We start from the raw sequence: 24,768 nt of genomic DNA on the forward strand, positions 1-24,768 counted from the left end.
GTCCAATTAATTCAACATATCCTGTTTTGTAAATACTAAGAACGAAATAATAAGAGAAACAACTGCCCAAACAGTTAAATTCATCAAAGAAAATCCCATTGATAAGCCTTGTAATGCAGGTAATTTTCCTGATAAATAATCCGTTAATGATAAATTCACGCTAAAAATATATTTCGCGCCTTCCCAAGATGTTGCGAATGAGCTTAAGATACCGCCTGCAATTAATGCAGCTAGCATAACGCCCATACCAGCTGGTGTATTACGAATTAAAACAGAGACCATAAATGATATAGTTCCGACAACGATAGCAACAAACCAGGCTAGTCCATACGCCATTAAGATGTATTGCCACTGCGGAATAAGGTGCACAAAGTTCGTATTTAACGTTTCCTTATCAATGACGAATCCTGTTAAAACAGGTAAATTCCATCCCGAGTATCCAAATACAAGCCCTGATAATATGTAAGCAAACAAACTTACAAGGAGCAGTATGAGCGAAATGAAAAATAACATCGTCACGTATTTACTAAGGAGTATTTTCCAGCGCCGAATCGGCCGCGTAAGTAACATCTTCATCGTCCCATCACTTCGTTCTCCAGAAACGATATCAATGGCGACAATCATTACGAGAAGCGGAATAAACAATGTAATTCCTTGTTCAATAAATGCTCTGACAAAAGTCGGTGCACCTGGCGCCATCGGATTAATATCATGATCTAAATAATATTGTTGTTGTTCAACTCTTACCTTTAACCAATCACGCCATTCTTCTGGCAATCTAGAATTATTCAACCGGTTCTGAGAATCAACAATTTGCTGTTGCAATGAAACCTTCCAATCAGTTGTACCGAGTCTTTTTTGTGTCGTTTCTATTTCGCGATACTGCGCATACACAAAAAGCGGGATTAAGATTGCTAAAATAAGCATAACAACAAAAATACGTTTCTTACGGTAAATCTTTTCTGATTCATTTAAAACTAGATTCGCAAATTCACGCATGCTGCTCACCCCTTGTGAGTTCAATAAATAAATCTTCTAGCGTAAATACAAGCTCCTTAACACTATGTACATCTATTTCATTTTCTACCAAGTGTTTATTCCAACTACTTATAGATGCAATATCCATGCGGCATAATAATCGCTCGCCTTCTACACTCACTTCTCTTACTTCTTCGGCTGCTTCTAACATATCTTTCGCCTTAGAAATTGGTGTAACAATCCATTCTACACGATCACTTGCTGTTTTAATTAATTCTTCAACCTTGGCAACTGTTATCATCTTTCCTTTATGAATAATAGCAACGCGATCGCATATCATTTGCACTTCACTTAGCAAGTGACTTGAAATAAACACGCTCATATTTTCTTCTTTTACAAGCTTATGTATAAATTCCCTAAGTTCTCTAATCCCTGCTGGATCTAAACCATTCGTTGGCTCATCTAATATGAGCAATTTTGGATTCCCAAGGAGCGCCTGCGCAATTCCAAGGCGTTGTTTCATACCAAGTGAGTACGTTTTTACCTTGTCATGAATTCTTTCATCTAAATGAACCATTTCAGCAATTTCAATAATACGTTCATCTGATATATCACCTAACATACGAGCAAATTGCTTTAAATTTTCCCATCCTGTTAAATATGTATACAACTCTGGGTTTTCAACGATACTCCCAATTTGACGCATCGCCTCTCTGAAATTGTCCTTAATCGAATAACCACCGATAGAAATCGTACCTTCTGTCGCCGTAATCAATCCGACTAACATTCGAATGGTAGTCGTCTTTCCAGCACCATTTGGTCCTAAGAACCCGAACACTTCTCCTTGCTTTACATCAAAGGAAATGTCCTCTACAAGAGTCTTCTTTCCAATTACCTTCTTCAAGTCTCGTACGGAAAGTATCGTCGTCATTTTACCCCTCCTTGTTCTAGTTTTAATTTACTTACAACATTTTGAACTAAACGTTCTGCCATATACGTATAACCTACTTCGTTCGGATGAAAATGATCAGAGTATAATAAATCTTTTCCGCGGTTTTGGAATAAATCAAATGTCGGTGTAATATACACATTTTTATCGTTTAGCGCTAACTTCTCTAAAGATGCATTCCAGTCCACAACAATGTTTGAAGACCCTTTTAAATCTTCTACATCTTCAAAAGGATTGTATAAACCAAGCCAAAAAATTGGACTATCTGTATTTAATTTACGAATTTCTTCTATAATTTTCTTTGCTTCATTTTGAAACGTTTCTGTGTCAGGACGATACGTATCTAAATCTATCTTCCCAAGCGATTCCCAGCCTGGGAACAAATCATTCCCACCAATCGTTAACACGATTACATCTGCTTGCTTAATTGAATATTGAGCGCCATTACTTTCAATTTGTTTTAATAAATCGGGCATTTTTGCACCACTAACTGCTAAATTTGTTAATGCAATTTTTTGCTTATAATCTTTTTGTAAATCCTCTTTCATTCGCCCAACATAGCCAATTCCTTCTTTATCACCAACGCCACGCGTTAATGAATCACCTAAACTAACGATTTGTAACGTTCCCGTTTTCTTTTTCTCTTTTGCCACTACATCGGTCTTTTTAATTAAATTTGAAGCTTTCGGATTTAATACATCATTTACACCTGAAACAAAGCCATATGCAAATAAACAGAAAGATGCAATTGTAATGAGTAGAATTACTTTTACTACTTTTGATCTCATATCAAAACCCCTTTTAGCCCTCATAGATTGTCCATAATTATACCAAACGAAATTTTGAAAAGCGATTTTCACACCTTCTCAATTATGTCGTTTCTCTATCTACTAACTCTGGTAATAACTCTATATGCTTCACATCTAATTTCTCTTCATTAATCTTTTCATATAATAATTCAAACGCTTTCAATCCAACGTTTTTACTAGAATGCGAAATCGTCGTTATACCCAATATATCTGCCACCTCTTGATCATCACACCCAATAATCGTAATATCCTCTGGAATACGAATTCCTTGTTTTTTTGCTTCTGTAACCATCCCCGCTGCAATATGGTTACAAGATACAAGGAACGCCGTCGGTTTTACTGACATATGAGCCCATTCTCTAATTACATTGCGTCCATCTTCCACTGTAAAACACCCCTCAAATTTCCAGGTCTCTAACGGTGTTACGATACTCTGTTGAAGCGAATCTTCATACGCCCTCTTTCGTCTTTGGCTATTAACGCTATTACTTCTTCCAATACAATATCCAATACTTGTATGACCGGCATCTATTAAGCTTTTCATCCCACGTGAAAATACTTTGTAGTAATCAATATGGACACTTGAAATGCATTTTGAATCTATTTCTTCACACATAACAATCGGGCCGAATTTCGTATATTCTTCAAGCTTCTCCTTACTATTTGCCCGAGAACAAATAATAACTCCATCAAGCTTTTTCATTTTTAACATATTTAAAATTTCTAGTTCTCTTTCTTCGCTATAATTTGTCTGGCAAAGCATCATATTATAATTATTCTTTGCCGTTTCTTTTGATATCCCCTCAATAATAGCGCTATAATATTGATCATTTACGTGTGGCAATAAAACGCCAATTACATTCGTTTTTCCTTTCACTAAATGAATTGCATTCACGTTTTGCGTGTAATTTAATTCTTCTATAATCGCTAAAATTTCTTTTCGTTTCTGTTCATTTACGTACGGATGATTATTTAGTACACGTGAAACAGTTGAAACAGATACTCCAGCAAGTTCAGCAATCTTTCTTATATTTGTCATCTCACTTTCCCCTTCTCACAAAAATTCTCTCTTGACCTGGTAAGCTTTCCACAATATATCCTTTCCTAGCAAATACATTTAGAAAGGATATACAACTATGCTTCGATTCAAATTAGAATATATATTTTTCATTGGCGGTTTACTCATTCTTGCCATCGGTATTAATATGATGACGACAATTACTTCCTTTGGACTTAGCCCTTATGATTCCTTCTTTATTGCACTATATCAAAATTTTGGGATAAGTATTGGTTTTTGGATTTTCATGATTAACTTTGCCTTTACACTTATCGTACTCTTTTGGAATAAAAAACAAATTACAATCGGTACAATTGTAACGATGGTTCTTATTTCTCTTTTTGTTGATTGGATTGGTTCCATTATAACTATTATGGACGCTATCCGCTCTCTTCCAAAATATATAACACTTATTTGCGGAAATCTATTCGTTGGAGCTGGAATTGGTCTTTACGTCTCTACAAACCTTTGCGCAGCGCCTCAAGAAGCTTTCGTTTTAACCGTTGCTGAGAAGAAAAAATGGACGTTTAGAAGAACAGAGATTTCATTAGCCTTTTTATTTTTAACTTTAAGCTTTTTATTAGATGGACCTATCTATTTTGGAACCATCATCTTATCCTTTACAACAGGCTGGATTATCCAAGCATTTATTCAAGTTGGTACACAGATTTTAAATAGAAAAGAACCTATTAAGCAAGCTGCTTAATAGGCTCTTTCTGTTTTATGGTAAGAGATACTACTTAGCATCCCCTTCAATTCGATAGTTCGCTTTCAAACAATCTATTTCTTCATACCCTTGCAACGTATGTAGAATATAATCATAATCAGCAAGAGACGCACGATGCGTTACAATTACAATTTCAGCCTTTCCTTTCTCTTCAAGCGGCATTTGAATAATTTTCTCAAAGCTAACTCCGCGCTCAGAGAACAATGAAGTAATTTTTGCAAATACACCAATTTCGTCTTTTACATGCAGTCTTAAAAACTTTTTCACGACTATTTCGTCTGGCTCTTTTAATACTTTTTGATACTGTGGGACTACAGCACTATTTCCTGTTACCCCTAATCTAATATTTTGCATTACAGCAACTAAATCCGAAACAACAGCTGTCGCTGTCGGTAAACTTCCTGCCCCTGGTCCATAAAACATCGTTTCCCCAACTGCTTCACCGTACACATACACAGCGTTATATTCATTTTGTACTGCCGCAAGAGGGTGTGTATTTGGAAGTAAAGTTGGTTCAACCGTAACCTCCAATTTTTCACCATCTCGTTTTGCAAGACCGATTAATTTAATTGTATAACCTAAGCTCTTACTGTATTCAATATCTTCCTCTGTAATAGAGGTAATTCCTTTTACGTTCACATCTCCAAGCTCTACATTTGTAGAGAAACCGAGAGTAGCTAAAATCGTCATTTTTCTTGCTGCATCTAAACCTTCTACATCTGATGTTGGATCTGCTTCTGCAAATCCAAGTTGTTGGGCTTCTTTTAACACGTCGTTATATGCTCTCCCTTCGTCTGACATTTTCGTCAAAATAAAATTTGTCGTTCCATTTACAATTCCCATGACTTTCGTAATAAGATCTGAAGAGAGTCCTTCTACAATACTGCGTAGAATTGGAATTCCCCCTGCCACACTCGCTTCATAGAAGAGATCAGTTTTATTATCTTTTGCTGTCGCTAATAATTCAGCTCCATGTAATGCCATTAAGTCTTTATTTGCAGTTACAACATGCTTTCCGCTTTTTAAAGCTTGTAAAATATATAATTTTGCATCATCAATGCCACCCATTACTTCGATGACAACATCAATATTTGGATTATCTAAAATTTCATTTGCATCTTGTGTTAATAGAGTAGAAGGTACCTCTACTTCTCTCTCTTTCTCAATGTTTTGCACTAATACTTTCGTTACCTTCACTGGACAACCTACTTGGTGTATGAGTCTTTCTTGATGATCCGTAATAATACGAACTACACCACTCCCAACTGTCCCAAGACCTAATAAACCAACTTGAATTTCTTTCATAGTACTGTCCACCCCTCAAAAATTGTGTTTAGATGAAATTATATGAATAAAAAATCTGAAAAACAATGTATTTCGAACATTCGGAAAAATAAAGGTTAATCTTTACAAGGAAAACGTTGCCACGTGTTACACAATCTTTCTTTACAATATATAAGGGGTTTCTTGATACACGTAATAATTCAACCAATTAGAAAACAATAAATTCCCATGACTCCTCCACCTAACAAGGGGCTTTTCATCTGGATTATTATGTTTAAAATAGTTTTTTGGCACATCAATATTTAATCCCTTGTCACGATCTCGTTCGTATTCTTGCTTTAACGTATCACAACTATATTCACTATGCCCAAGGGCAAACACTTGCCTTCCTTCTTGCCCAATGACCAGGTGAACACCCGCTTCCTCAGAATTTGCTAATAATGTTAAGTCTGTCACCTCTCTAATATCACTCTCTCGTACTTCTGTATGACGAGAATGGGGAGCAAAAAACAATTCATCAAACCCTTGTAACAATTTCACATGTTGCTCGCAAACTTCATGTTCAAATACACCGAACATTTTTTCCTTAAGAGGATACTTTGGAACACCATAATGATAATACAAGCCAGCCTGTGCCCCCCAGCAAATATGGAGCGTAGATGTTACATTCGTTTTTGAATACTCCATAATACGTTTAAGCTCTTCCCAATAATCTACCTCTTCAAAAGAAAGAGTTTCAACTGGTGCTCCTGTTATAATGAGCCCGTCAAATTTTTCATTTTCAATATCACGAAATGTTTTATAAAAGCTCATTAAATGGTCCTGCGCTACATTGCGAGAGAAATGTGATTCCATATGAAGCAAATGAACATCTAATTGCAACGGTGTGTTGCCAATTAAACGAAGTAATTGCGCTTCTGTTTCTTGCTTTGTAGGCATTAAATTTAAGATAGCAATTTTCAATGCCCGAATATCTTGTGTTTCTGCTCGCTCCTTCGTCATTACAAATATATTTTCCTTCTGCAACACTTTGCGAGCTGGTAAATCTTTATCAATTATGATCGGCATGTTCTTTGCCTCCGACTAGCGCCGCTTCTAAATCTGCAATAATATCAGAAACATCTTCTATGCCAACAGATAAACGAATTAAATCTGATGTAACGCCAGCTAGACGCTGATCTTCAGCACTTAATTGTCTATGCGTTGTGCTAGCAGGATGTATAACGCAAGTTCGTGCATCCGCTACATGCGTTACAAGAGTTGCTAGTTTTACATTTGCGATAAATTCTTTCGCCGCTTCTAATCCGCCCTTAATGCCGAATGTTAAAACACCACTAGCACCTTTTTTCAAATACGTTTGTGCTAACGAGTAATTTTCATTGCTATCTAATCCAGGATAATTCACCCATTCAATACGTTCATGGTTAGCAAGCCACTTAGCAACTACGAGAGCATTTTCACTATGACGCTCCATTCTTAAATGCAGCGTTTCTAAGCCGATATTGCTAATATACGCATTGAATGGGCTCATACAGTTTCCGTAGTCCCTTAATAATTGAACACGCGCCTTCACAATATAAGCTGCTGCACCAAAATTTTGAACGTAACTTACGCCGTGATAACTTGGATCCGGTTCAACAAGTTCAGGATATTTCCCATTTGTCCAATCGAAGTTCCCTCCGTCAATGACAATGCCGCCTAAAGAGCTTGCATGACCATCAATATATTTCGTCGTAGAATGAACGATAATATTTGCTCCGTGCTCAAATGCTTGGCATAAATAAGGAGTTGCTAATGTATTATCCACGATAAAAGGCACTTCTAACTCTTTCGCTGCATCTGAAAATTCTTTAAAATTCAAAACGTTCATCGCTGGATTTCCTAATGATTCTGCATAAATGAGCTTCGTCTTATCGTTAGCAAGTGCCGCAATTTCATCTGCCGTTAAATTGGGATTAAAGAACGTAACATCAATGCCAAGCTTACGTAAACTCACCCCAAATAAATTAAACGTTCCCCCGTAAACAGTTGAAGAGCAAAGTAAATGGTCTCCACTACTACAAATATTTAAAACTGCGAGCATAATAGCCGCTTGCCCAGAAGCCGTTGCAACAGCTCCTACCCCGCCTTCTAAATCTGATAACTTCTGCTCAAATGCAGCTAGAGTAGGGTTTCCAATACGCGTATAAATATATCCTTCTGCCTCTAAGTTAAATAGGGCTGCTAAATCATCCGAAGTATCGTATTTATACGTTGTACTTTGATAAAGTGGTAAAACACGTGGTTCACCATTCTTTGGCGTATAGCCACCTTGCACACAAATCGTTCCTTTTCCCCATGATTCTCCCATCTCTCATTCTCCTTTCTTTTATACAAAATAAAAAACTGCCCCTTTCCTGAAAACAAGAAAGGAGCAGTTTGAAAACACGCTCTAAAGGCTCTTTCTTATCTCTCAGGATTACTACCTGCAGGATTTGGCACAATTCCGTTATACGGCTGTTGCCAAGGTTTCATCGGGCCTGTCCCTCCACCTTTTCTTGATAAGACTATGCAATTACCGTTGATTTTATAGCAATAATTTCCTAATGTCAAACAGTTTTTTCTGAATGTTCTAAAATAAACATTAACAATTTCATATAAAGCAACAAAAGAAATATATTCCATACTAACTCGAAAAAGACCTTTAGAAAAAATGATTCATGTAAAATAAACCCCAATCATCTATTTTCATTAAACAAACTGTTTTAATAGAGCGTATAATTCTTCAAAATTATGCACTTCATATGTCGGTATAATCCCACTATCATTTAATTTCCTTTCTGGATTAAACCAACAAGTATCAATTCCCGCTACATATCCACCTTTAATATCGGCACTTAATGAATCCCCAATAATCAGCCCTTCTTCAGGTGCAAAGTTAGGAATCCGTTCAAAAACATAATCAAAATACTCTTTCATCGGCTTTTGAAAACCTGTATCTTCCGAAACAAAAACACCTTTAAATAATGAATGTAACCCTGCATTACGCAAACGTTTATCTTGCGTCTTAGAAACACCATTTGTCACTATATACAACTCATACTCCCCTTGAATTTGATTTATAAATTCAAACGCACCTTGCATGAGTTGATTTCCTTCTTCTAAGTAGCTACGATAATTATTTTCGAATAATATACCGTCTACTTCTTCTCCATACTCTTTAAACAACATAGAGAATCGTTTATTTACAACTTCATTACGTGATAGTTCACCTTTTTCAAAAGCATTCCAAAGACCTTTATTTATTTTTTTATAACGAGCCTCTATCTCCTCTGTTAAAGGGATTCCCTTCTCTTCAAAAAGCACCTGTAAAGCTACTTTTTCAGCCTTTTGGAAATCTAATAATGTATCATCTACATCAAATAGCAATGTTTTATATTTTTTCATAAATTCATCACACCCTCTTTTCTACAAAAACAAATTTACATAAATCGTATCATTCCTTCTTGTAAAGATAATAGGAGATATCTCATACTATAAATAGGGGTGAAAATATGAAAATCAGCAAAAATGAAGAAGAAATTTATCAATACATGCGAATCCATCAATTCCATACCCTATTTTCATTTCATGTCTTGCCATATGTAGAGCTGCATTCTTTTCAAACGAAAGAGATGATATGTAGCGAAGGAAACGCCCTCCCTTATCTCTATTACTTAATTTCTGGGAAAGCAAAAATATATATGAATCATAAAAACGGGAAAGTTTCATTAATTAATTTTATTCAACCACCATCTTTTATCGGGGAATTAGGATTAATAGGAGTAGAAAATATCACCAAGTCCGTTGAAGTACTAGAAGATTGTGTTTGTTTAGCACTTCCTCTTAAAGATTGTCAGCAACTTTTATTACAAGATGCAACGTTTTTACAGCACTTATGCAAATTTATTGGAGAAAAGACAATTACTCGCACTGAAAATTACGCAAAAAACTATAGTTATCCTTTCGAAAATCGATTAGCTGCTTTTATTTTATTAACAGAACAAAATAATTGTTATATAGAAAAGCATACTGAGGCTGCAGAATACTTAAATGTCAGCTATCGTCATCTTTTATATGTATTAAACCAATTTTGCCAACAAAATTACTTAAAAAAAGACGGAAGAACCTATTACATACAAGATCGAATTCAATTAGAAAAACTGGCTGATGAACTTAAAATATAAAAAAAGTAGCATTAACGTTTACCTGTTAATGCTACTTTTTTTCGAGTGACGATTCTATTTTCAATTAAAATTTGCTTGCTACTTTAGCTGCTGCTTCAAGACCAGCTGTAATGATCTCTTCTGCTTTATCTGGGAATTGGTTATGTCCTTCAATAACTACTGTTTCCATATTTGTTGCACCGAAGAAGCCCATCATGCTTGCTACATATTTAACAGCCATTTCTACTTCAGCTGCTGGACCTTCAGAATATACGCCGCCGCGCGCGTTTAATAATGCAATCTTCTTATCTCCAATTAAACCAACTGGACCTTCTGGTGTATATTTGAACGTTTTACCAGCACGGTTTAAATAATCAATATATGTGTGTAACACTGCTGGAATCGTTAAGTTCCATAATGGGAAGCCGAAAACAATTTTATCAGCTTCTAGAAATTGATTTAAATACTTATCAGCAACTGCTACTGCTTTTGCCTCTTCTTCTGTTAAATCAAATCCTTTACCTGCCTTAAATGTACCATTGATCATGTCTACACCTACATATGGTAATTCTTCTTTATATAAATCAAGTTCTACTACTGTATCATTTGGGTGTGCTTCTTTATAGTTCGCTAAAAATGCCTCATATAATTTTACACTAACTGCTTGTTCCGCTGGACGGTTGTTTGCTTTAACAAATAAAACTGTTGCCATTATTTCTTCCTCCTAGTACTCACTCTTATGTTGTTATATGCTTTCAAAAAAGGTATCCCTTGTAATTGTTGTTTTGTTGCTTACAAACATATTTTATCTTTATATCAATACATTTTCGTCCTCACATAGACGTATTTTTCCATAAAAAAAGTCCACCTTCTAAAGGTGAACTAGGTCTTACGACTTTTGTCTTATACAATTCCATTTTTCACTGCATATAACGCCGCTTGCGTGCGATCAGATAAATTCAACTTACTCAAAATACTACTTACATGAGCTTTTACCGTTTTTTCTGTAATAACTAAAACAGAAGCGATCTCTTTATTACTCATCCCTTTCGCTAATAGCTGCAGCACTTCATTTTCTCTCGCCGTTAGCACATCCACTTGAATAGAAGGTTCTTCTTCCTTTTCTTCCACAGGTAGTGTTTGAGAGAGAAGAGTATTTGCTATATCCGGATGTAATTGAATATTACCTTTATATGCGCTTCGAATAGCTTCAACAAGCTGATCCGGTTCTACATCTTTTAAAATATACCCACTTGCCCCCGCCCTTAACGCTGGTAAAACATGCGCCTGATCAGAAAAGCTAGTTAATACAATTACTTTCACATTCGGATATTCTTTTTTGATGCACGCCGTCGCCTCGACACCATCCATTTCGGGCATATATAAATCCATTAATACAACATCTGGATTCGTCTCCCCTACTTTCACTAACGCTTCTTTCCCATTATTTGCTTCTCCAACTAACGTTAAATCTTCCTGTGTACTTAAGAAAAATGCTAATCCTTTTAAAACGACTGTATGATCATCGACTAACAATACTTTTATTTTCACAAACTTCCCTCATTTTCACATCATAATGGTACATTTACTTTTACGCTCGTTCGCTTCTTACTACTTACAATTTTAATTGTTCCACCAACTAATTCTACTCTTTCACGCATCGTAGTCATGCCGAGTGATTTCTTCTCTTTTATATCCTTTTCTACAAAGCCGTTTCCTTGATCGACTATTTCTAATGATACATTCTTCTCTGTCACTTTGAAATAAATCGTTGATTCTCTGACATTCGCATGTTTACTTACGTTATTCAAAGCTTCTTGTCCAATTCTCCATAACGCTTCCTCTACTACACGCGGTAAATCACGAACACCTGTAACTTGTTCCCGAATTTTCAGTCCCAAGTTTTCACCGTACTGCTTTAAAGCTGGTAATAAACCTTTTTCTAATCCTGCCGGACGAAGCTGCCAAATTAATGTTCTCATTTCCTTTAAAGCTCCTTGCGCTAGTTCCCGCATCTCATGCAAAGATTGGTCAACCTTTTCATTTTGACCTTTTAAAACGGCCTCAGCCCCTTTTGTCATAAAGGTTAATGAAAATAATTTTTGCGAAACAGAATCATGTAAATCCCTTGCTAATCGGTTTCTTTCTTCCAGTCGTACGAGTTCACGGCGCTGTTCGTTTAACCTTAGATTCTCTATTATTAATGAAACGTGATTCGATAATGCTTGAATTATATCTATTGTATTAACATCAAATTCTCCATTATTTAAACTAACACATAAAACACCAAATATATGATTTTGAATATGTATTGGCGTAGCAATAACAACTCCATTTACACGTTTTAATAGAGCTAGCTCACCTTGTTCTAACGCCTTCTTTGCCGCTTCTTTTACATCCTCTTGTAACTCTTCCTGCCCATAAGAAGCTCGCAAAGATAACTCTATTTCTTCCCTAATAAAAAACGCCACTTGATTCCACTGAAATACTTCACCTACGTGATTTACCACCTTTTCAGATAATACATTAAACTTATGAATCGTTTTTAAAGCTTGAATAAACCGCTCCAATTTCACATAGTAATGTGCTCTTCGCTTTTCATTTTCATATAATTTTGTTCGCTTTAAAGCTGTCCCGATTTGGAAAGCAACTGATTGGAGCAATACTAATTCTTCTTCCGAAAAATGTGTTTTACCGGGGCTAGCTACATTTAAAACACCAAATTTCTCTCCTCCAGCCTTTAAAGGAACCGTAGCATGATGAAGAATTCCTTCTGTATCTCCCCAATTATATTCAATTGCATTATTAATTCTTTTACATTCAATAATATTAACGGCTCTCTCTAATTTCCCATCTACGAAGCCGCGTAAACACCAACACTCACCTTCACACATCGGGCGTTTATTTTCATATTTAAGTGCCTCTGGTAACTGGTAATCGATCACCTTCGTATACTTCCCATTTTCATCCGCAAGAAAAATCCAGCCTGTCGTTAAACCTGTTACACTGAGCAATTTTTCTAGTACTGCTTGCAATACATGATATGTATCATTTGATGTATTTAATGTTTCTGCAATTTCCTTTAATATAACTAATTCATTTGTACGATTATCTCGAAACATACTCAGTCTCCTGCATACAAGATTTTAAATAGCTCTTAAAATAAATCATCTACTTTTCACTTTGTACTTATTCGTAACATTGATATAATGGTGAAAACATAGTTTTCATTATATCACTTGAGGGGGCTTTCATAATGACATTAAATAAAGCACTTACTATCGCTGGTTCTGACACAAGTGGCGGTGCTGGTATACAAGCAGATTTAAAAACATTCCAAGAACTTGGCGTATACGGAATGACATCTCTTACAACAATCGTAACGATGGATCCACATAACGGTTGGGCACATAACGTATTTCCAATCCCAGCTTCTACATTAAAACCACAATTAGAAACAACAATTGAAGGTGTTGGCGTAGACGCTTTAAAAACAGGTATGCTTGGATCAGTAGAAATTATTGAAATGGTTGCAGAAACAATCGAAAAGCACAATTTCAAAAATGTAGTAGTTGACCCTGTTATGGTATGTAAAGGTGCTGATGAAGCATTACATCCTGAAACAAATGACTGCTTACGTGACGTTCTTGTGCCAAAAGCATTAGTTGTAACGCCAAACTTATTTGAAGCTTACCAATTAAGCGGTGTGAAAATTAATTCTCTTGAGGACATGAAAGAAGCAGCGAAGAAAATCCATGCTTTAGGTGCGAAATATGTCCTAATTAAAGGCGGAAGCAAGCTTGGTACGGAAACTGCAATCGACGTCCTATATGATGGAGAAACATTCGATCTTCTAGAATCAGAAAAAATCGATACAACCAATACACACGGTGCAGGTTGTACATATTCTGCTGCAATTACAGCAGAACTTGCAAAAGGAAAACCTGTGAAAGAAGCAGTAAAAACTGCTAAAGAATTCATCACAGCTGCTATTCGTTACTCATTCAAAATTAACGAATACGTAGGTCCGACTCACCATGGTGCATATCGTAAATTCGTTGTATCAAAAGAACTTGTCTAATATATAAATAAAAACACTCACAAGGTTCATACATTGCCTCTGTGAGTGTTTTTTATAAGCTTTATGTCTTCTGGTCATCTTATCTTTAAGATGCAGAGCTGACCTTATTTCTACCATTTCGTTTCGAGTAGTATAACGCATCATCCGCCGCTTGAATAAATTGCTCTGATGACCCTTCATACTCTGAAACCCCTACCGAAACCGTAATTTTTATTTTTGTTCCATCTAACAATTGAAATGGGTGACTTTCAACAGCTATACGAATTTGCTCGCCCATACGAATTCCGTAAGCTAATCCCTTATTCGGTATCAAAAGCGCAAACTCCTCTCCACCCTTTCGAAAAGCCAAATCTGGAAATTGTGAAGTTTCTCGTAAAATACATCCTACTTGTTTTAACACTTCGTCCCCTGCAGGATGCCCGTACGTATCATTTACATACTTAAAGTGGTCAATATCTATAAGTAGTAAACAAAGCAAATCATTTTTCATGTTCTTATTACTAATATGACGATTCATTTCTAAATCAAACTGTCTTACGTTTCCTAGACCTGTCAATGCGTCTACCGTTGCGTATTGCTTCATCGTTTGGAATAACTCATTGGATTGTAAAACGTAATTTGCACTTATGAATGTTATGTAGCCTGTAATAATACTAGAAATTAAATATAATCCTACTATGTTAATATCTTTAATTAACCATATATATAGTGAGGGGATTAGAATAGATAAAATATATGTATGTAACCATGCCCACTTTTCTCCTAGAGAGATATTTAGACGCGAAATAAAGATACTACCTACTCCTATCGCAATAATTGTATAAAAAGCTACTTGAGAAGCTAATGAATAATCCATAAATAATAACCTAGTTACTAAAATCATACTAACAGCTATAGTACTCGCTATCGGGCCTCCAATTATAACAGCTAAAATAACAGCTAAGTAGCGCAAATCCAATAGGATGGTACCAACATGAACACCGAAATACATTAGTAATATACCTAATATTCCAGTAAGAATACCTACTACACATTTCTGCCAAAGAGAAAACTCTTCTTTTAACGGCCTATCTCTTAAAAGCTGACCTCCAACAAAAATAAAGGAAAGAATAATTGTTGTATTTACAAATAAGTCCCTTAACATAAAATAATCTCCCTACTTTTCCATCTATCCCCTTCCCCACTTTATTGTATACGAAATCCCTATAATTCCCAAAGTTTTTTGTTTATTTTTTGCTGTTCCACGTGAAACAGCAAAAAAATAAAAAGGGCGAAAACTCGCCCTTCTTCATTAACAACAGCGTGATATTTTTCCACCCTTTGCATTAAATCTTGCTTCTTGTGCCTCAGCAAAAAATTGCTTTTGACATACAACCTCTTCTTCAGGATGATGCTTTTTCATATGCTCCACATATACTTCATAACTTGGTACCCCAACGAGCAAACTAATAAAGCGTTTTCTTTCCCCCCATACTTTCCGTAGTCGTTTAAGCATAATAGTTCCTCGACTCACTTTCATCTCTAGAAATATATGCTGCCTCTTTTAGCAGCATCGGCTTATTTCTTAATACTTGAATCCAAATTCGAATTGCAGAAATTAATACAGCGATTACAACTATCATAAAAATCCCGCAAAGCGCTGCATCAATATAATCATTGAAAATAATTTGCTTCATTTGAGCAACATTTTTAGCTGGTGCTAACACTTTCCCCTCATCTAATGCTCCCTGGAACACCTTTGCATGAGATAGAAATCCTATTTTAGGGTTTTCATGAAATAGCTTTTGATAACCCGCCGTCATCGTTACAATAAGCAATCCAACAGTTGGAATAAGTGTCACCCAAACATATGCCTTTTTCCCCATTTTGAACAAAATTGTCGTTCCAAGTAATAATGCAATACCTGCTAACATTTGATTTGCAATACCGAAAAGTGGCCATAATGTATTAATTCCACCAAGCGGATCTACTACCCCTTGGTACAAAAAATAACCCCATCCTAATACACATAACGTTGTAGCTATTACATTTGCTAATGTAGAATCTGTTTTCGCAAACGGCTTATATACATGCCCTAAAATATCTTGAATCATAAATCGTCCTACACGCGTTCCTGCGTCAATCGTTGTTAAAATAAATAGGGCTTCAAAGAGAATAGCAAAATGATACCAGAATGCCATCATCGCCGTTCCACCTATTACTTGTGAGAAAATATATGCCATACCTATCGCTAACGTTGGTGCGCCACCTGTACGTGATAAAATTGTTTGCTCTCCAACATTTACAGCAAGTTCTTTTAGTTCATTTGGTGTAATAGCAAATCCCCATGAAGAAATAACTTGAGCTGCCTGCGATACATCCGTACCAATAAGTGCTGCCGGACTATTAATCGCAAAATAAGTTCCTGGTGTTAATACACAAGCTGCAATCATTGCCATCGCAGCTACAAACGACTCCATTAACATTGCTCCGTAACCAATTGGCTGTGCATGTCCCTCTTGTTCAATCATTTTTGGCGTCGTACCTGATGAAACAAGAGCATGGAATCCAGAGACTGCACCACAGGCAATCGTAATAAATAAGAACGGGAATAAATTACCGGAGAAAACAGGACCTGTTCCATCAATAAATTGCGAAACTGCTGGCATTTGTAAATCAGGTGCTACAATTAAAATACCAATCGCCAATCCAACAATTGTTCCAACTTTTAAAAATGTACTTAAATAATCACGTGGTGCTAATAACATCCAAACTGGTAATGCAGATGCAATAAATCCATATACAATAAGCATAATAGCAATTGTTTCGCCACTAAATGTGAACATACTTGCAAGTGTTGGATTTTCTGCTACATACTGTCCTCCAATAAGAGATAAAATAAGTAGGATAATACCAATTACTGACCCTTCTCCAACACGACCAGGCCTAATATAGCGCATGTAAACTCCCATTAAAATAGCGATGGGAATCGTTGCTGCTATCGTAAACATTCCCCAAGGACTTCCAATCAGTGCCTTTACTACGACTAACGCTAATACTGCTAATAAAATAATCATAATTCCTAAAATACCTATCATTGCAATTAGTCCTGTAACAGGCCCAATCTCATCCTTAATCATTTCTCCTAACGATTTACCATTACGTCTCATCGAAGCAAATAAAATGACAAAATCTTGGACAGCCCCCGCAACAACTACCCCAACAATAATCCAAATGGTCCCTGGTAAATATCCCATTTGTGCTGCTAAAATCGGTCCTACTAAAGGTCCCGCCCCAGCAATCGCTGCAAAGTGATGTCCAAACAATACCCACTTATTTGTTGGAACATAGTCTTTCCCATCGTTTAATGTATGGGCTGGTGTTTGACGATTATCATCTAAATTAAAAACCTTTCTCGCTATAAATCTACTATAAAAGCGATAAGCAACTGCATATACACATACAGCAGCTACTAAGAGCCATACAGCATTAATGGTTTCACCTTGTGATAAAGCTATTACCCCAAAAGCCCCTGCTCCTACTGCTGTAATAACGCCCCAAAGTAAAATCGATTTCAATGTCTTCACATACAATTCCCCCAATACTATTTCTTAGTGGAGATTGTACTAAATTTTCTGAATATTTAACTTGAATCCTCCCTATCATGAAGGATTTTCAGTTTATCATGTTAAAATACTCTCATTACCTACTATAATTCAATGTTATTTCGAAGGCGTTTTACATAATTACGACTGACTGGAATCGGTTGCTCATCATACCTATCTAAATACAAATTATACGTGCCATTATAATAAGGTTTCAGTTCTTTTACATATGACATATTAATTAAATAGCTTTTATGCACACGTAAAAAATCATATGCATTTAGCTTATTTTCTAATTCCTGAAGTGTATATGTTGAAATATACTGATTATTCGTTGTGTAAATTGAAACAGTTTTATTTTCTTTATTTTTACTTACATATACGATATCTTCTGGAAGAATATATCGTATACCCTCTTGACTTTCTATCGGTAGTTTCCGCAAATAACTCTTTGCTTTCTCACCTTGTTCTTTACCTATTTTATATAAAAGAAATTGTAAATCTTCTTCACGAAATGGTCGTAATAAATAATAAAATGCTTGGAAACGAAAAGCTGTAATAGATTCCTCTATGTTTTCACCTACAAAAATAAATTTTGTATAGCAATTTATTTCTCGTAATAAACTTGCATATTCAAAACCAGTACCATCTAGTAATTTGGAACTTAAAAAAACAAAGTCTGGTATATGTTTTTTCATCATAAATAAAGATTCTGTTCCTGTCTTTGCTTCAAAACATTCTACATTTCTCATATTTTCAGTGAAATTTTCAGCTAACTCTCTTCTCTCTTCTGCCTCTTCCATGATCAGTAAAATTTTCATTTCTTCAACCACCTAATTCTTTGTCCATATGTCCTGCTGTATACATTCGCTTTTATAAGAAATAATCCCTTTTTCTTACTATACCATTATTTATCTAAAAAAACAGAAAAAAGGAAACCACTTCGGTTTCCTCTCCCCCTTTATCCTACATTAACTGCCTAGAAAGAGCGGAGTAGTGTAGGGTAATAAACGGTCAGGGCTACGTTTAAAATTTCACTTTATACTAATTCTCGTTGCTTCGTTTCCTGTCCAAGTATTACTACAGCGAATACACCAATTAAAATTGATCCGCAGAAAATCGTAAATATTAGTGATAGTGAAGCTTCTGAGGCAACTAAATACCCCACTAATAGTGGCCCAAGAATACCACCAATACGCCCAAATGCTGCTGCCATTCCTGCACCAGTACCACGAATAACCGTCGGATACTGTTCAGGTGTATAGGCGTATAATGCTCCCCAAGCACCTAAGTTAAAGAAGGATAGTAACATACCTGCCACGATTAATACTGTTAATGAATCCGCAACCCCAAACAAATAGGCACTGCAAGCTGTCCCGATTAAATACGTAACCAACACAAATTTACGACCGAGACGTTCAATAAACCAAGCAGCGGTGAAATATCCTGGAAGTTGAGCTAATGTCATAATAAGTACGTATTGGAAACTTTTTATTAAACTAAATCCTTTTAGCACCATTACACTCGGTAACCAAAGGAACATTCCATAATAAGAAAAGACAACACAAAACCATAGAATCCATAGCATAATTGTTGCTTTACGATATTCCCCAGACCAAACTGATTTTATATTTTCAATAACAGATGGTCTTTTTTCAACTTTTTGGAACCTTGGGGAATCCGGTAAATTCCATCTTAAATATAAAGCATATAGTGCTGGAACTGCACTCAATACCATCGCAATTTCCCAACCATATTTAGGAATAACAAAATACGAGATAAGGGCTGCAATTAGCCATCCACCTGCCCAAAAACTTTCTAATAACACAACAATTTTCCCACGCTCATGCGCTTCAACACTCTCTGATACTAGTGTAGAGGCAACCGGAAGCTCTCCGCCAAGCCCCATACCAATTAAAAAGCGTAAAACGAGAAACATCGCGAGTGTCGTTGTTAATGCAGTTAAACCACTACCGATAGAAAATAATAATAATGTAATAATAAAGACTGATTTTCGGCCTATTCTATCTGATAGTATCCCAAAAATAAGCGCTCCTACTGCCATACCGATTGAGTTAATACTGCCTATCCAGCCCATTTCCTGGCTCGTTAATCCCCAATCCTTTTGCAAGGCTACCATTACAAATGAAAGCATTCCAACATCCATTGCATCAAATAGCCATCCAAGTCCAGCTATACCAAGTAGTTTGCGCTTCGAAATTTCTTTTACCTTGCCCACTAGAAGTCCTCCTCACACAGGTGTCTTTACACATCATTTTACATGTGTGAATTGTATAAGTAAAATACTTTTGTGTAAAAAATTCTCCTTCATCATTCCCAAAAAGTAAAACGTCTATCCCGATTGGTGAGGGCTAATAATCAGTAGGGATGACTCACTGATTAAAGTTTCACTTCATTAAAAATGAATAAATAAAAAAAAGTAGCGATATTTCGCTACTTTTTCGAACGCATTACTTCTTTTAAAAATTCCGCTAATACTAACTGACGACGCCAGCGTGTTGGATTACTGCATAATCTATAAAACCACTCTAAATGAATCGCTTGAATCCATTTTGGTGCACGTTTTACCTCTCCAGCCCATACGTCTAAACTTCCACCCACTCCAACAGCCATTTTCGTTTCTAAACGATGCTTATTGTTTTGGATAAAGTTCTCTTGTCTCGGGAAACCGAGTGCAACAAGTAATAAATCTGGTTTTGCTTCTTGAATGCGAGAAATAATATTCTCTTCGTCTTCTTGTTTGAAATAACCATCTTGTGTACCGGCGATGGATACAGCTGAATATGTCTTTGTTAAATGATCTGCTGCAGCTTGTACAACATGCGGCTTTGCACCTAATAAGAAAACAGATACTGGTTTACTATCTTCTGATAACTTCGCAAGTAAATTACACATTAAATCAAAACCTGCTACACGTTCTTTTAAAGGTGTACCAAGCATGCCGCTTGCCTTTACAACCCCAATACCATCAGGTGTAATTAAATCTGTATTCAATAATGTTTGATAGAACTTTTCATCCTTTTTTGCGCACATAACAATTTCAGGGTTTGCTGTTACTACCTGAAACGTATGAGTTCGCTCCGCTTCTAGTTGTTCTTTTAAATATTTGACCGTTTCATCCATTGTCATTGTAGAAAAAGGAACGCCTAGAATATCAACTGTTTGTACTGCCATAGTTAACTATCCTCTCTATCATTACAAGTTTTTCGCTATTAATTGCTTATATGTTTCCTTTGTATCTTCATATAGTTTTTGAAGTGAGAAATTCATAGTAGCATGCTCATAAATATGTTTACCCATTGCTGCTAATTCTCCAGTTTTCCACTTATCATACGCTTCTTCTAAAGCTAATGCTAATGCCTTTCCATCATCTGTTGGCACAATCCATCCGTAAGTTTCATCTACGATTAATGGTTCAATTTCTCCAGCCCTAGTCACAATTGATGGTACGCGTTGATTTGCCGCTTCTAATAAAACTAGTGGGAACCCTTCACTATGAGAAGTTAATAAATTTACATGTGACGACGCAAATAATTGTTTTACATCTTGACGATGTCCTAAAAACTCTACTTTATCGTTAATCCCTTTTTCAGTAGCTAATGACTTTAGATTTTCTTCTAATGGGCCATCGCCAACTAATAATACTTTAATTTTCTCCAATTTTGTTTGTTGTAACGCATCGAATAAAACTTCATGTCCTTTGACAGGATGTAATCGCGCTACTTGGATTGCCGTAAATACATCTTCAGCAATATTGAACATTTCTTTTTTATTATAGCCTTCTGCTTTTTCCTTATCGTATTCAATTCCATTATAAATAACATGCATCTTTTCATTTGAAATCCCTAATGCTGCCAGGCTTTTTTTCAATCTATTTGTTACTACGAAAAATAAGTCTATATTTTTTAAGGCTTTCAAATTTAATTTCGTAAAAATCCAACCTTTTAAGCCCTGTTTAGTAAAGTCTTGAAATGGATCACTATGAATAGTCGTTACCCATTTTGCCTTTATTCTCTTTTTCATTAAAGAAACATAGAAATTAGCCCTAGGACCATGCGTATGAACTACATCAAATTTTTCTTTATTAATAAATTCACTTATATTCTTTAAAATGGATAAATCATAGCGCGATTTTTGTGAAAACACATGGACTTTTATCCCTAATTCCCTTGCTTCCTTCGCAACAATTCCATCTTCAAATACTGCTAATTCTACTTCACCAGTTGGAAACTGATCGAGAAGTGAAATAATATGTGTTTTCCCTCCCCCATCTTCTGCTCCTGCATTCATATGCAATATTCTCATGTTTTTTCCTCCTTTAAATCCTTGCTACGTTTCCAGCTATTTTTATTTTACTGTACTAAAAAATAAAAGCTAACAAAAGTTAGCTTTTATTTTTATCATTCAATTTCTAGGTCTACTATTAGATAAGCTAGCACCACTACAAAGTAAATCCCAACTCCTGGTGCTGTTAAAATATGTCCTGCAATATAAGCAATACCTAACGCTAACAATAAGCTTGCTGAAATCATTCCATATTTTATATTAAATATGTCCTTAAATCTCTTAGCAAATGCTAGTAGAATTCTTAGCCCGTAATAAATAAATGGAATCATTAGTAATACAAAGCCAATAATCCCGAAATCATAAAACCAATCATGGAAGTCCATTTCAATTAATTTTGGATCTGGTTGCTTTTGTTCATTGTATTTAAAGTTACCTGCATAACCCATTCCTAATAACTTTTGTGACACTGGCGCTTCTTTAAAGAACTGCTTATGTCTTTCTTCATATACTTGACGTCCACTGAAAATAAGGTTTTCTTGATTTTCTTTCTTTTGCTCTTTCTCAAGTTCTTTCTTAACTTCTACTTCTATCTTCGCTTTTTCTTCTGGTTTTTCAGCCTTATGGTGCTTTTCTTCTTTTTCTTTAAGTTCTTGTTCTTTTTTCAGCTTATCTTTAATTTCTTGTTCTTTTTGATCTTGTTGTGCTACATTTTGCTCTGTTAAATAGTTATTGTGAATACCCATATTTTGCGCTAATGGTGTTTGTTTAAACGTCCCAACTACACCGGCTAATAGGATAATAGCAATTAACGCGTTAAGCGCAAGAGCTTTTTTATTCGGGTTTTTTCTATCAAATAATAATTGTAGTACAATGATTCCGATTGCTGCCGCTAACGTAACACCAATTGAACCCATTCCTACTTTCGTACCAACTTGAATTAAAGAATAAATCATTAAAATTGATGGAATCCAATATAAAACGTGCTTCACGCTTTTTGTTTTTTGAATAGAATATAGTACCACAATAGGGAAAATAATAGCTAAGATTGAACCTAGTTCATTCCCTGCATAGAACCAACCTCGAGAACCAACCTTCATCCATTCATAACTACCAAAGTCAGTAGATGTTGAAATAGAAATAACCATAATTGCATTAATGATTAATGTAGAATATACAATACTATTTCGAACCTTATCACTAATATTAACTGTCTTTTTCAATGATTTTAAAGCTAAAATGTATGACCCCAGCATAATATATATATATAATGCTTTCGCAACGAATTTAACTTCTTCACTAAGTACAATAGGATCCTTAACTAGTTTATTATTAATAAATCCTACCCCTAAAACTCCGGCTAATAATATAAGATAAATTAAAAACTTTCTATTTTCCTTCTCTTTTGCCTGAATTAAAATGTAAATACCACCAACAGCCATAATAAGGAATCTTACTAAAATTCCAACGGTAGCATTTGACTTTAATAAAGTGATGCTAAGAGACGTTAATAAATCTAAAACAGGCTGTAAAATAATAAAAAAGAGCAAAAAATGCTCAAATCTAACCCTAGCTTGATTTGCTAACATTCCAAGACCTCCATACAAAATCTTAACATTATCTTTTAATCATAATTTATTATCGTTAAAACACACCTAGCAATTATAACATAACTCATATTTAAATTGAGAACTATTTTTATACCGAAACTAGCCAATCCATCGTAAGTAGTAACTAGAAAATATTATCCTTTAGCTATCCTTCCCTATCTCTATAAAAACTATCTAACACTCTTTCACTTATTATCAGCATTATAGCAAACATTTATTAATCCTTTTATTAATATATAAAATTTAACGGTTAAAAAATGACATTCACTCGGCTACCCTACAACTAAAAATTAACCTTGCTTCGTTTTCCCCTAAACATTTTCAAACGCTTTCTTTATGTATTTTATCCGTTTTTCTACATGTAACGAAAAGTAATTGTTATTTCCAATACTTTAGTGTATATTTTTTCTCTGGAACATCTTTAAGAGGAAGGGATTAAGGCCATGTTATTAATCGATATATTTACGTTTCTTGGCATTATCGCCGCTGCCATTTCTGGTACATTAGTTGGTTTAAAAAAAGATTTAGATTTATTTGGTGTCCTTTGTTTAGCTGTAGCTACTGCGCTCGGCGGCGGTATTATTCGTGATATCATGATTGGTAACCTGCCCCCTGTCGCATTTGTAAAACCCATTTACTTTTTCGTAAGTGTATTATCAGCATTATTTACTTGTATGTTTTTTGAGCGCATCAATAAACTTCAAGTCGTTATTATGCTTTCTGATGCTGTTGGCTTAGGCGTTTTTACAGCTATTGGTGCAAATGCGGCAATGTCACATCATGTTGACGCCTCATTTCTAGTTGTTTCAATGGGAGTCATTACAGGTATTGGAGGCGGTATTTTGCGTGACATTTGTGCTCAAGATATCCCTTACGTATTCCGAAAAGAGATTTACGCAATCGCTTCTATCTTAGGAGCAATTAGCTTCCTAATCACACACGCTATGGGCGCGCACGTATTAGCTTTCTATGTTTGTTTATTAGTAACATTCGTTATTCGTGTCGTCACTGTAATATATAATGTGCATTTCCCTGTTTTCTTTAAAACACATGCTAAAATTAATAAAGGCCATTAAGAGAATTCTATCTAGAATTCTCTTAATTTATATACTATTCTACGAACTAATATAGAGTAATTATATATAAGCATATATAATTACTCTATATTAGTTTTAAAATTGAAAACGTTTTATACACAGG

At 35.4% G+C, this 24,768-nt stretch carries 23 protein-coding genes and 1 riboswitch; of the genes, 4 read left to right on the plus strand and 19 right to left on the minus strand.

Annotated elements, in window-relative coordinates; all coding sequences use genetic code 11:
• Nucleotides 1-6: 6 nt before the first annotated feature.
• From DOS87_RS29200 to DOS87_RS29215, 4 genes are read right to left on the minus strand one after another with little or no spacing between them, the layout of a single operon-like run.
• Entirely contained in the window at nt 7-999 is a 993-nt protein-coding gene (locus DOS87_RS29200; RefSeq protein ID WP_098577938.1) for an ABC transporter permease subunit, read from the minus strand.
• Entirely contained in the window at nt 992-1,909 is a 918-nt protein-coding gene (locus DOS87_RS29205; protein WP_000207706.1) for an ABC transporter ATP-binding protein, read from the minus strand. The genes DOS87_RS29200 and DOS87_RS29205 overlap by 8 nt, the downstream gene beginning before the upstream one ends.
• Nucleotides 1,906-2,787, minus strand: a complete 882-nt coding sequence (locus DOS87_RS29210; RefSeq protein ID WP_002083539.1) for an SGNH/GDSL hydrolase family protein — start codon at nt 2,785-2,787, stop codon at nt 1,906-1,908. The genes DOS87_RS29205 and DOS87_RS29210 overlap by 4 nt, the downstream gene beginning before the upstream one ends.
• Nucleotides 2,788-2,797: 10 nt before the next feature.
• Nucleotides 2,798-3,775 carry a LacI family DNA-binding transcriptional regulator gene (locus DOS87_RS29215; RefSeq protein ID WP_000181963.1) on the minus strand — a complete coding sequence of 326 codons (978 nt, stop codon included), beginning with the start codon at nt 3,773-3,775 and terminating at the stop codon, nt 2,798-2,800.
• Nucleotides 3,776-3,872: 97 nt separating this feature from the next.
• On the opposite strand from DOS87_RS29215, the gene DOS87_RS29220 reads away from it, so the two are divergent.
• The gene (locus DOS87_RS29220; protein WP_000943409.1) at nt 3,873-4,499 is read left to right on the plus strand and encodes a YczE/YyaS/YitT family protein; all 627 of its coding nucleotides are present in this window, start codon (nt 3,873-3,875) and stop codon (nt 4,497-4,499) included.
• A gap of 30 nt (nt 4,500-4,529) precedes the next feature.
• Here the strand turns inward: DOS87_RS29220 and DOS87_RS29225 are convergent, their stop codons facing one another.
• The 4 genes from DOS87_RS29225 to DOS87_RS29240 all read right to left on the minus strand — a co-directional run bounded on the left by DOS87_RS29225 (nt 4,530) and on the right by DOS87_RS29240 (nt 9,230).
• Nucleotides 4,530-5,825, minus strand: coding sequence for a homoserine dehydrogenase (locus DOS87_RS29225; RefSeq protein ID WP_000659105.1), 1,296 nt, complete (start codon nt 5,823-5,825; stop codon nt 4,530-4,532).
• Between the two features lie 141 nt (nt 5,826-5,966).
• Entirely contained in the window at nt 5,967-6,872 is a 906-nt protein-coding gene (gene metA, locus DOS87_RS29230; RefSeq protein ID WP_001121542.1) for a homoserine O-acetyltransferase MetA, read from the minus strand.
• Nucleotides 6,856-8,154, minus strand: a complete 1,299-nt coding sequence (locus DOS87_RS29235) for a bifunctional O-acetylhomoserine aminocarboxypropyltransferase/cysteine synthase (protein WP_000504772.1) — start codon at nt 8,152-8,154, stop codon at nt 6,856-6,858. The genes metA and DOS87_RS29235 overlap by 17 nt, the downstream gene beginning before the upstream one ends.
• Nucleotides 8,155-8,246: 92 nt before the next feature.
• Nucleotides 8,247-8,351: riboswitch (SAM riboswitch) on the minus strand.
• Between the two features lie 183 nt (nt 8,352-8,534).
• Nucleotides 8,535-9,230, minus strand: a complete 696-nt coding sequence (locus tag DOS87_RS29240) for a YjjG family noncanonical pyrimidine nucleotidase (RefSeq protein WP_000760177.1) — start codon at nt 9,228-9,230, stop codon at nt 8,535-8,537.
• 107 nt (nt 9,231-9,337) lie between these two features.
• Here DOS87_RS29240 and DOS87_RS29245 point away from each other — a divergent pair, with 107 nt between their 5' ends.
• On the plus strand, nt 9,338-10,009 hold the full coding sequence (locus DOS87_RS29245) for a transcriptional regulator YeiL (RefSeq protein WP_208730170.1): 672 nt from the start codon (nt 9,338-9,340) through the stop codon (nt 10,007-10,009).
• 64 nt (nt 10,010-10,073) lie between these two features.
• Here DOS87_RS29245 and DOS87_RS29250 read toward each other — a convergent pair whose 3' ends face one another.
• From DOS87_RS29250 to DOS87_RS29260, 3 genes are all read right to left on the minus strand, one after another.
• Nucleotides 10,074-10,700 (minus strand): FMN-dependent NADH-azoreductase, encoded by a 627-nt coding sequence (locus tag DOS87_RS29250; protein ID WP_000246719.1) that lies wholly within the window; start codon nt 10,698-10,700, stop codon nt 10,074-10,076.
• Between the two features lie 191 nt (nt 10,701-10,891).
• On the minus strand, nt 10,892-11,539 hold the full coding sequence (locus tag DOS87_RS29255; protein ID WP_000695816.1) for a response regulator: 648 nt from the start codon (nt 11,537-11,539) through the stop codon (nt 10,892-10,894).
• A gap of 20 nt (nt 11,540-11,559) precedes the next feature.
• Nucleotides 11,560-13,110, minus strand: coding sequence for a GAF domain-containing sensor histidine kinase (locus DOS87_RS29260; protein ID WP_000488150.1), 1,551 nt, complete (start codon nt 13,108-13,110; stop codon nt 11,560-11,562).
• A 134-nt stretch (nt 13,111-13,244) separates the two neighbouring features.
• On the opposite strand from DOS87_RS29260, the gene pdxK reads away from it, so the two are divergent.
• The gene (gene pdxK / locus DOS87_RS29265) at nt 13,245-14,069 is read left to right on the plus strand and encodes a pyridoxine/pyridoxal/pyridoxamine kinase (RefSeq protein ID WP_000174252.1); all 825 of its coding nucleotides are present in this window, start codon (nt 13,245-13,247) and stop codon (nt 14,067-14,069) included.
• Nucleotides 14,070-14,154: 85 nt separating this feature from the next.
• Here the strand turns inward: pdxK and DOS87_RS29270 are convergent, their stop codons facing one another.
• From DOS87_RS29270 to DOS87_RS29305, 8 genes are all read right to left on the minus strand, one after another.
• Nucleotides 14,155-15,213: a GGDEF domain-containing protein gene (locus tag DOS87_RS29270; protein WP_000942919.1), complete on the minus strand. Its 1,059-nt coding sequence runs from the start codon at nt 15,211-15,213 to the stop codon at nt 14,155-14,157.
• Nucleotides 15,214-15,360: 147 nt separating this feature from the next.
• Nucleotides 15,361-15,564 carry a YbdD/YjiX family protein gene (locus DOS87_RS29275; protein ID WP_000919819.1) on the minus strand — a complete coding sequence of 68 codons (204 nt, stop codon included), beginning with the start codon at nt 15,562-15,564 and terminating at the stop codon, nt 15,361-15,363.
• A complete protein-coding gene (gene cstA, locus DOS87_RS29280) occupies nt 15,557-17,635 on the minus strand; it encodes a carbon starvation protein CstA (RefSeq protein ID WP_000854306.1) in 2,079 nt (692 codons plus the stop codon). The genes DOS87_RS29275 and cstA overlap by 8 nt, the downstream gene beginning before the upstream one ends.
• A 122-nt stretch (nt 17,636-17,757) precedes the next feature.
• On the minus strand, nt 17,758-18,474 hold the full coding sequence (locus DOS87_RS29285; RefSeq protein ID WP_000698256.1) for a LytR/AlgR family response regulator transcription factor: 717 nt from the start codon (nt 18,472-18,474) through the stop codon (nt 17,758-17,760).
• Between the two features lie 218 nt (nt 18,475-18,692).
• Nucleotides 18,693-19,892, minus strand: coding sequence for an MFS transporter (locus tag DOS87_RS29290; protein ID WP_000521109.1), 1,200 nt, complete (start codon nt 19,890-19,892; stop codon nt 18,693-18,695).
• 215 nt (nt 19,893-20,107) lie between these two features.
• Entirely contained in the window at nt 20,108-20,848 is a 741-nt protein-coding gene (locus tag DOS87_RS29295) for a WecB/TagA/CpsF family glycosyltransferase (RefSeq protein ID WP_000290744.1), read from the minus strand.
• A 21-nt stretch (nt 20,849-20,869) separates the two neighbouring features.
• A complete protein-coding gene (locus DOS87_RS29300; protein ID WP_016078221.1) occupies nt 20,870-21,979 on the minus strand; it encodes a glycosyltransferase family 4 protein in 1,110 nt (369 codons plus the stop codon).
• Nucleotides 21,980-22,074: 95 nt separating this feature from the next.
• Nucleotides 22,075-23,547: an O-antigen ligase family protein gene (locus tag DOS87_RS29305; protein WP_098577937.1), complete on the minus strand. Its 1,473-nt coding sequence runs from the start codon at nt 23,545-23,547 to the stop codon at nt 22,075-22,077.
• Between the two features lie 464 nt (nt 23,548-24,011).
• On the opposite strand from DOS87_RS29305, the gene DOS87_RS29310 reads away from it, so the two are divergent.
• On the plus strand, nt 24,012-24,644 hold the full coding sequence (locus DOS87_RS29310; RefSeq protein WP_000924371.1) for a trimeric intracellular cation channel family protein: 633 nt from the start codon (nt 24,012-24,014) through the stop codon (nt 24,642-24,644).
• Nucleotides 24,645-24,768 lie beyond the last annotated feature (124 nt).

Origin of the sequence: Bacillus sp. CR71 (genome assembly GCF_003429245.1) — a bacterium.
Classification (GTDB): domain Bacteria; phylum Bacillota; class Bacilli; order Bacillales; family Bacillaceae_G; genus Bacillus_A; species Bacillus_A thuringiensis_S.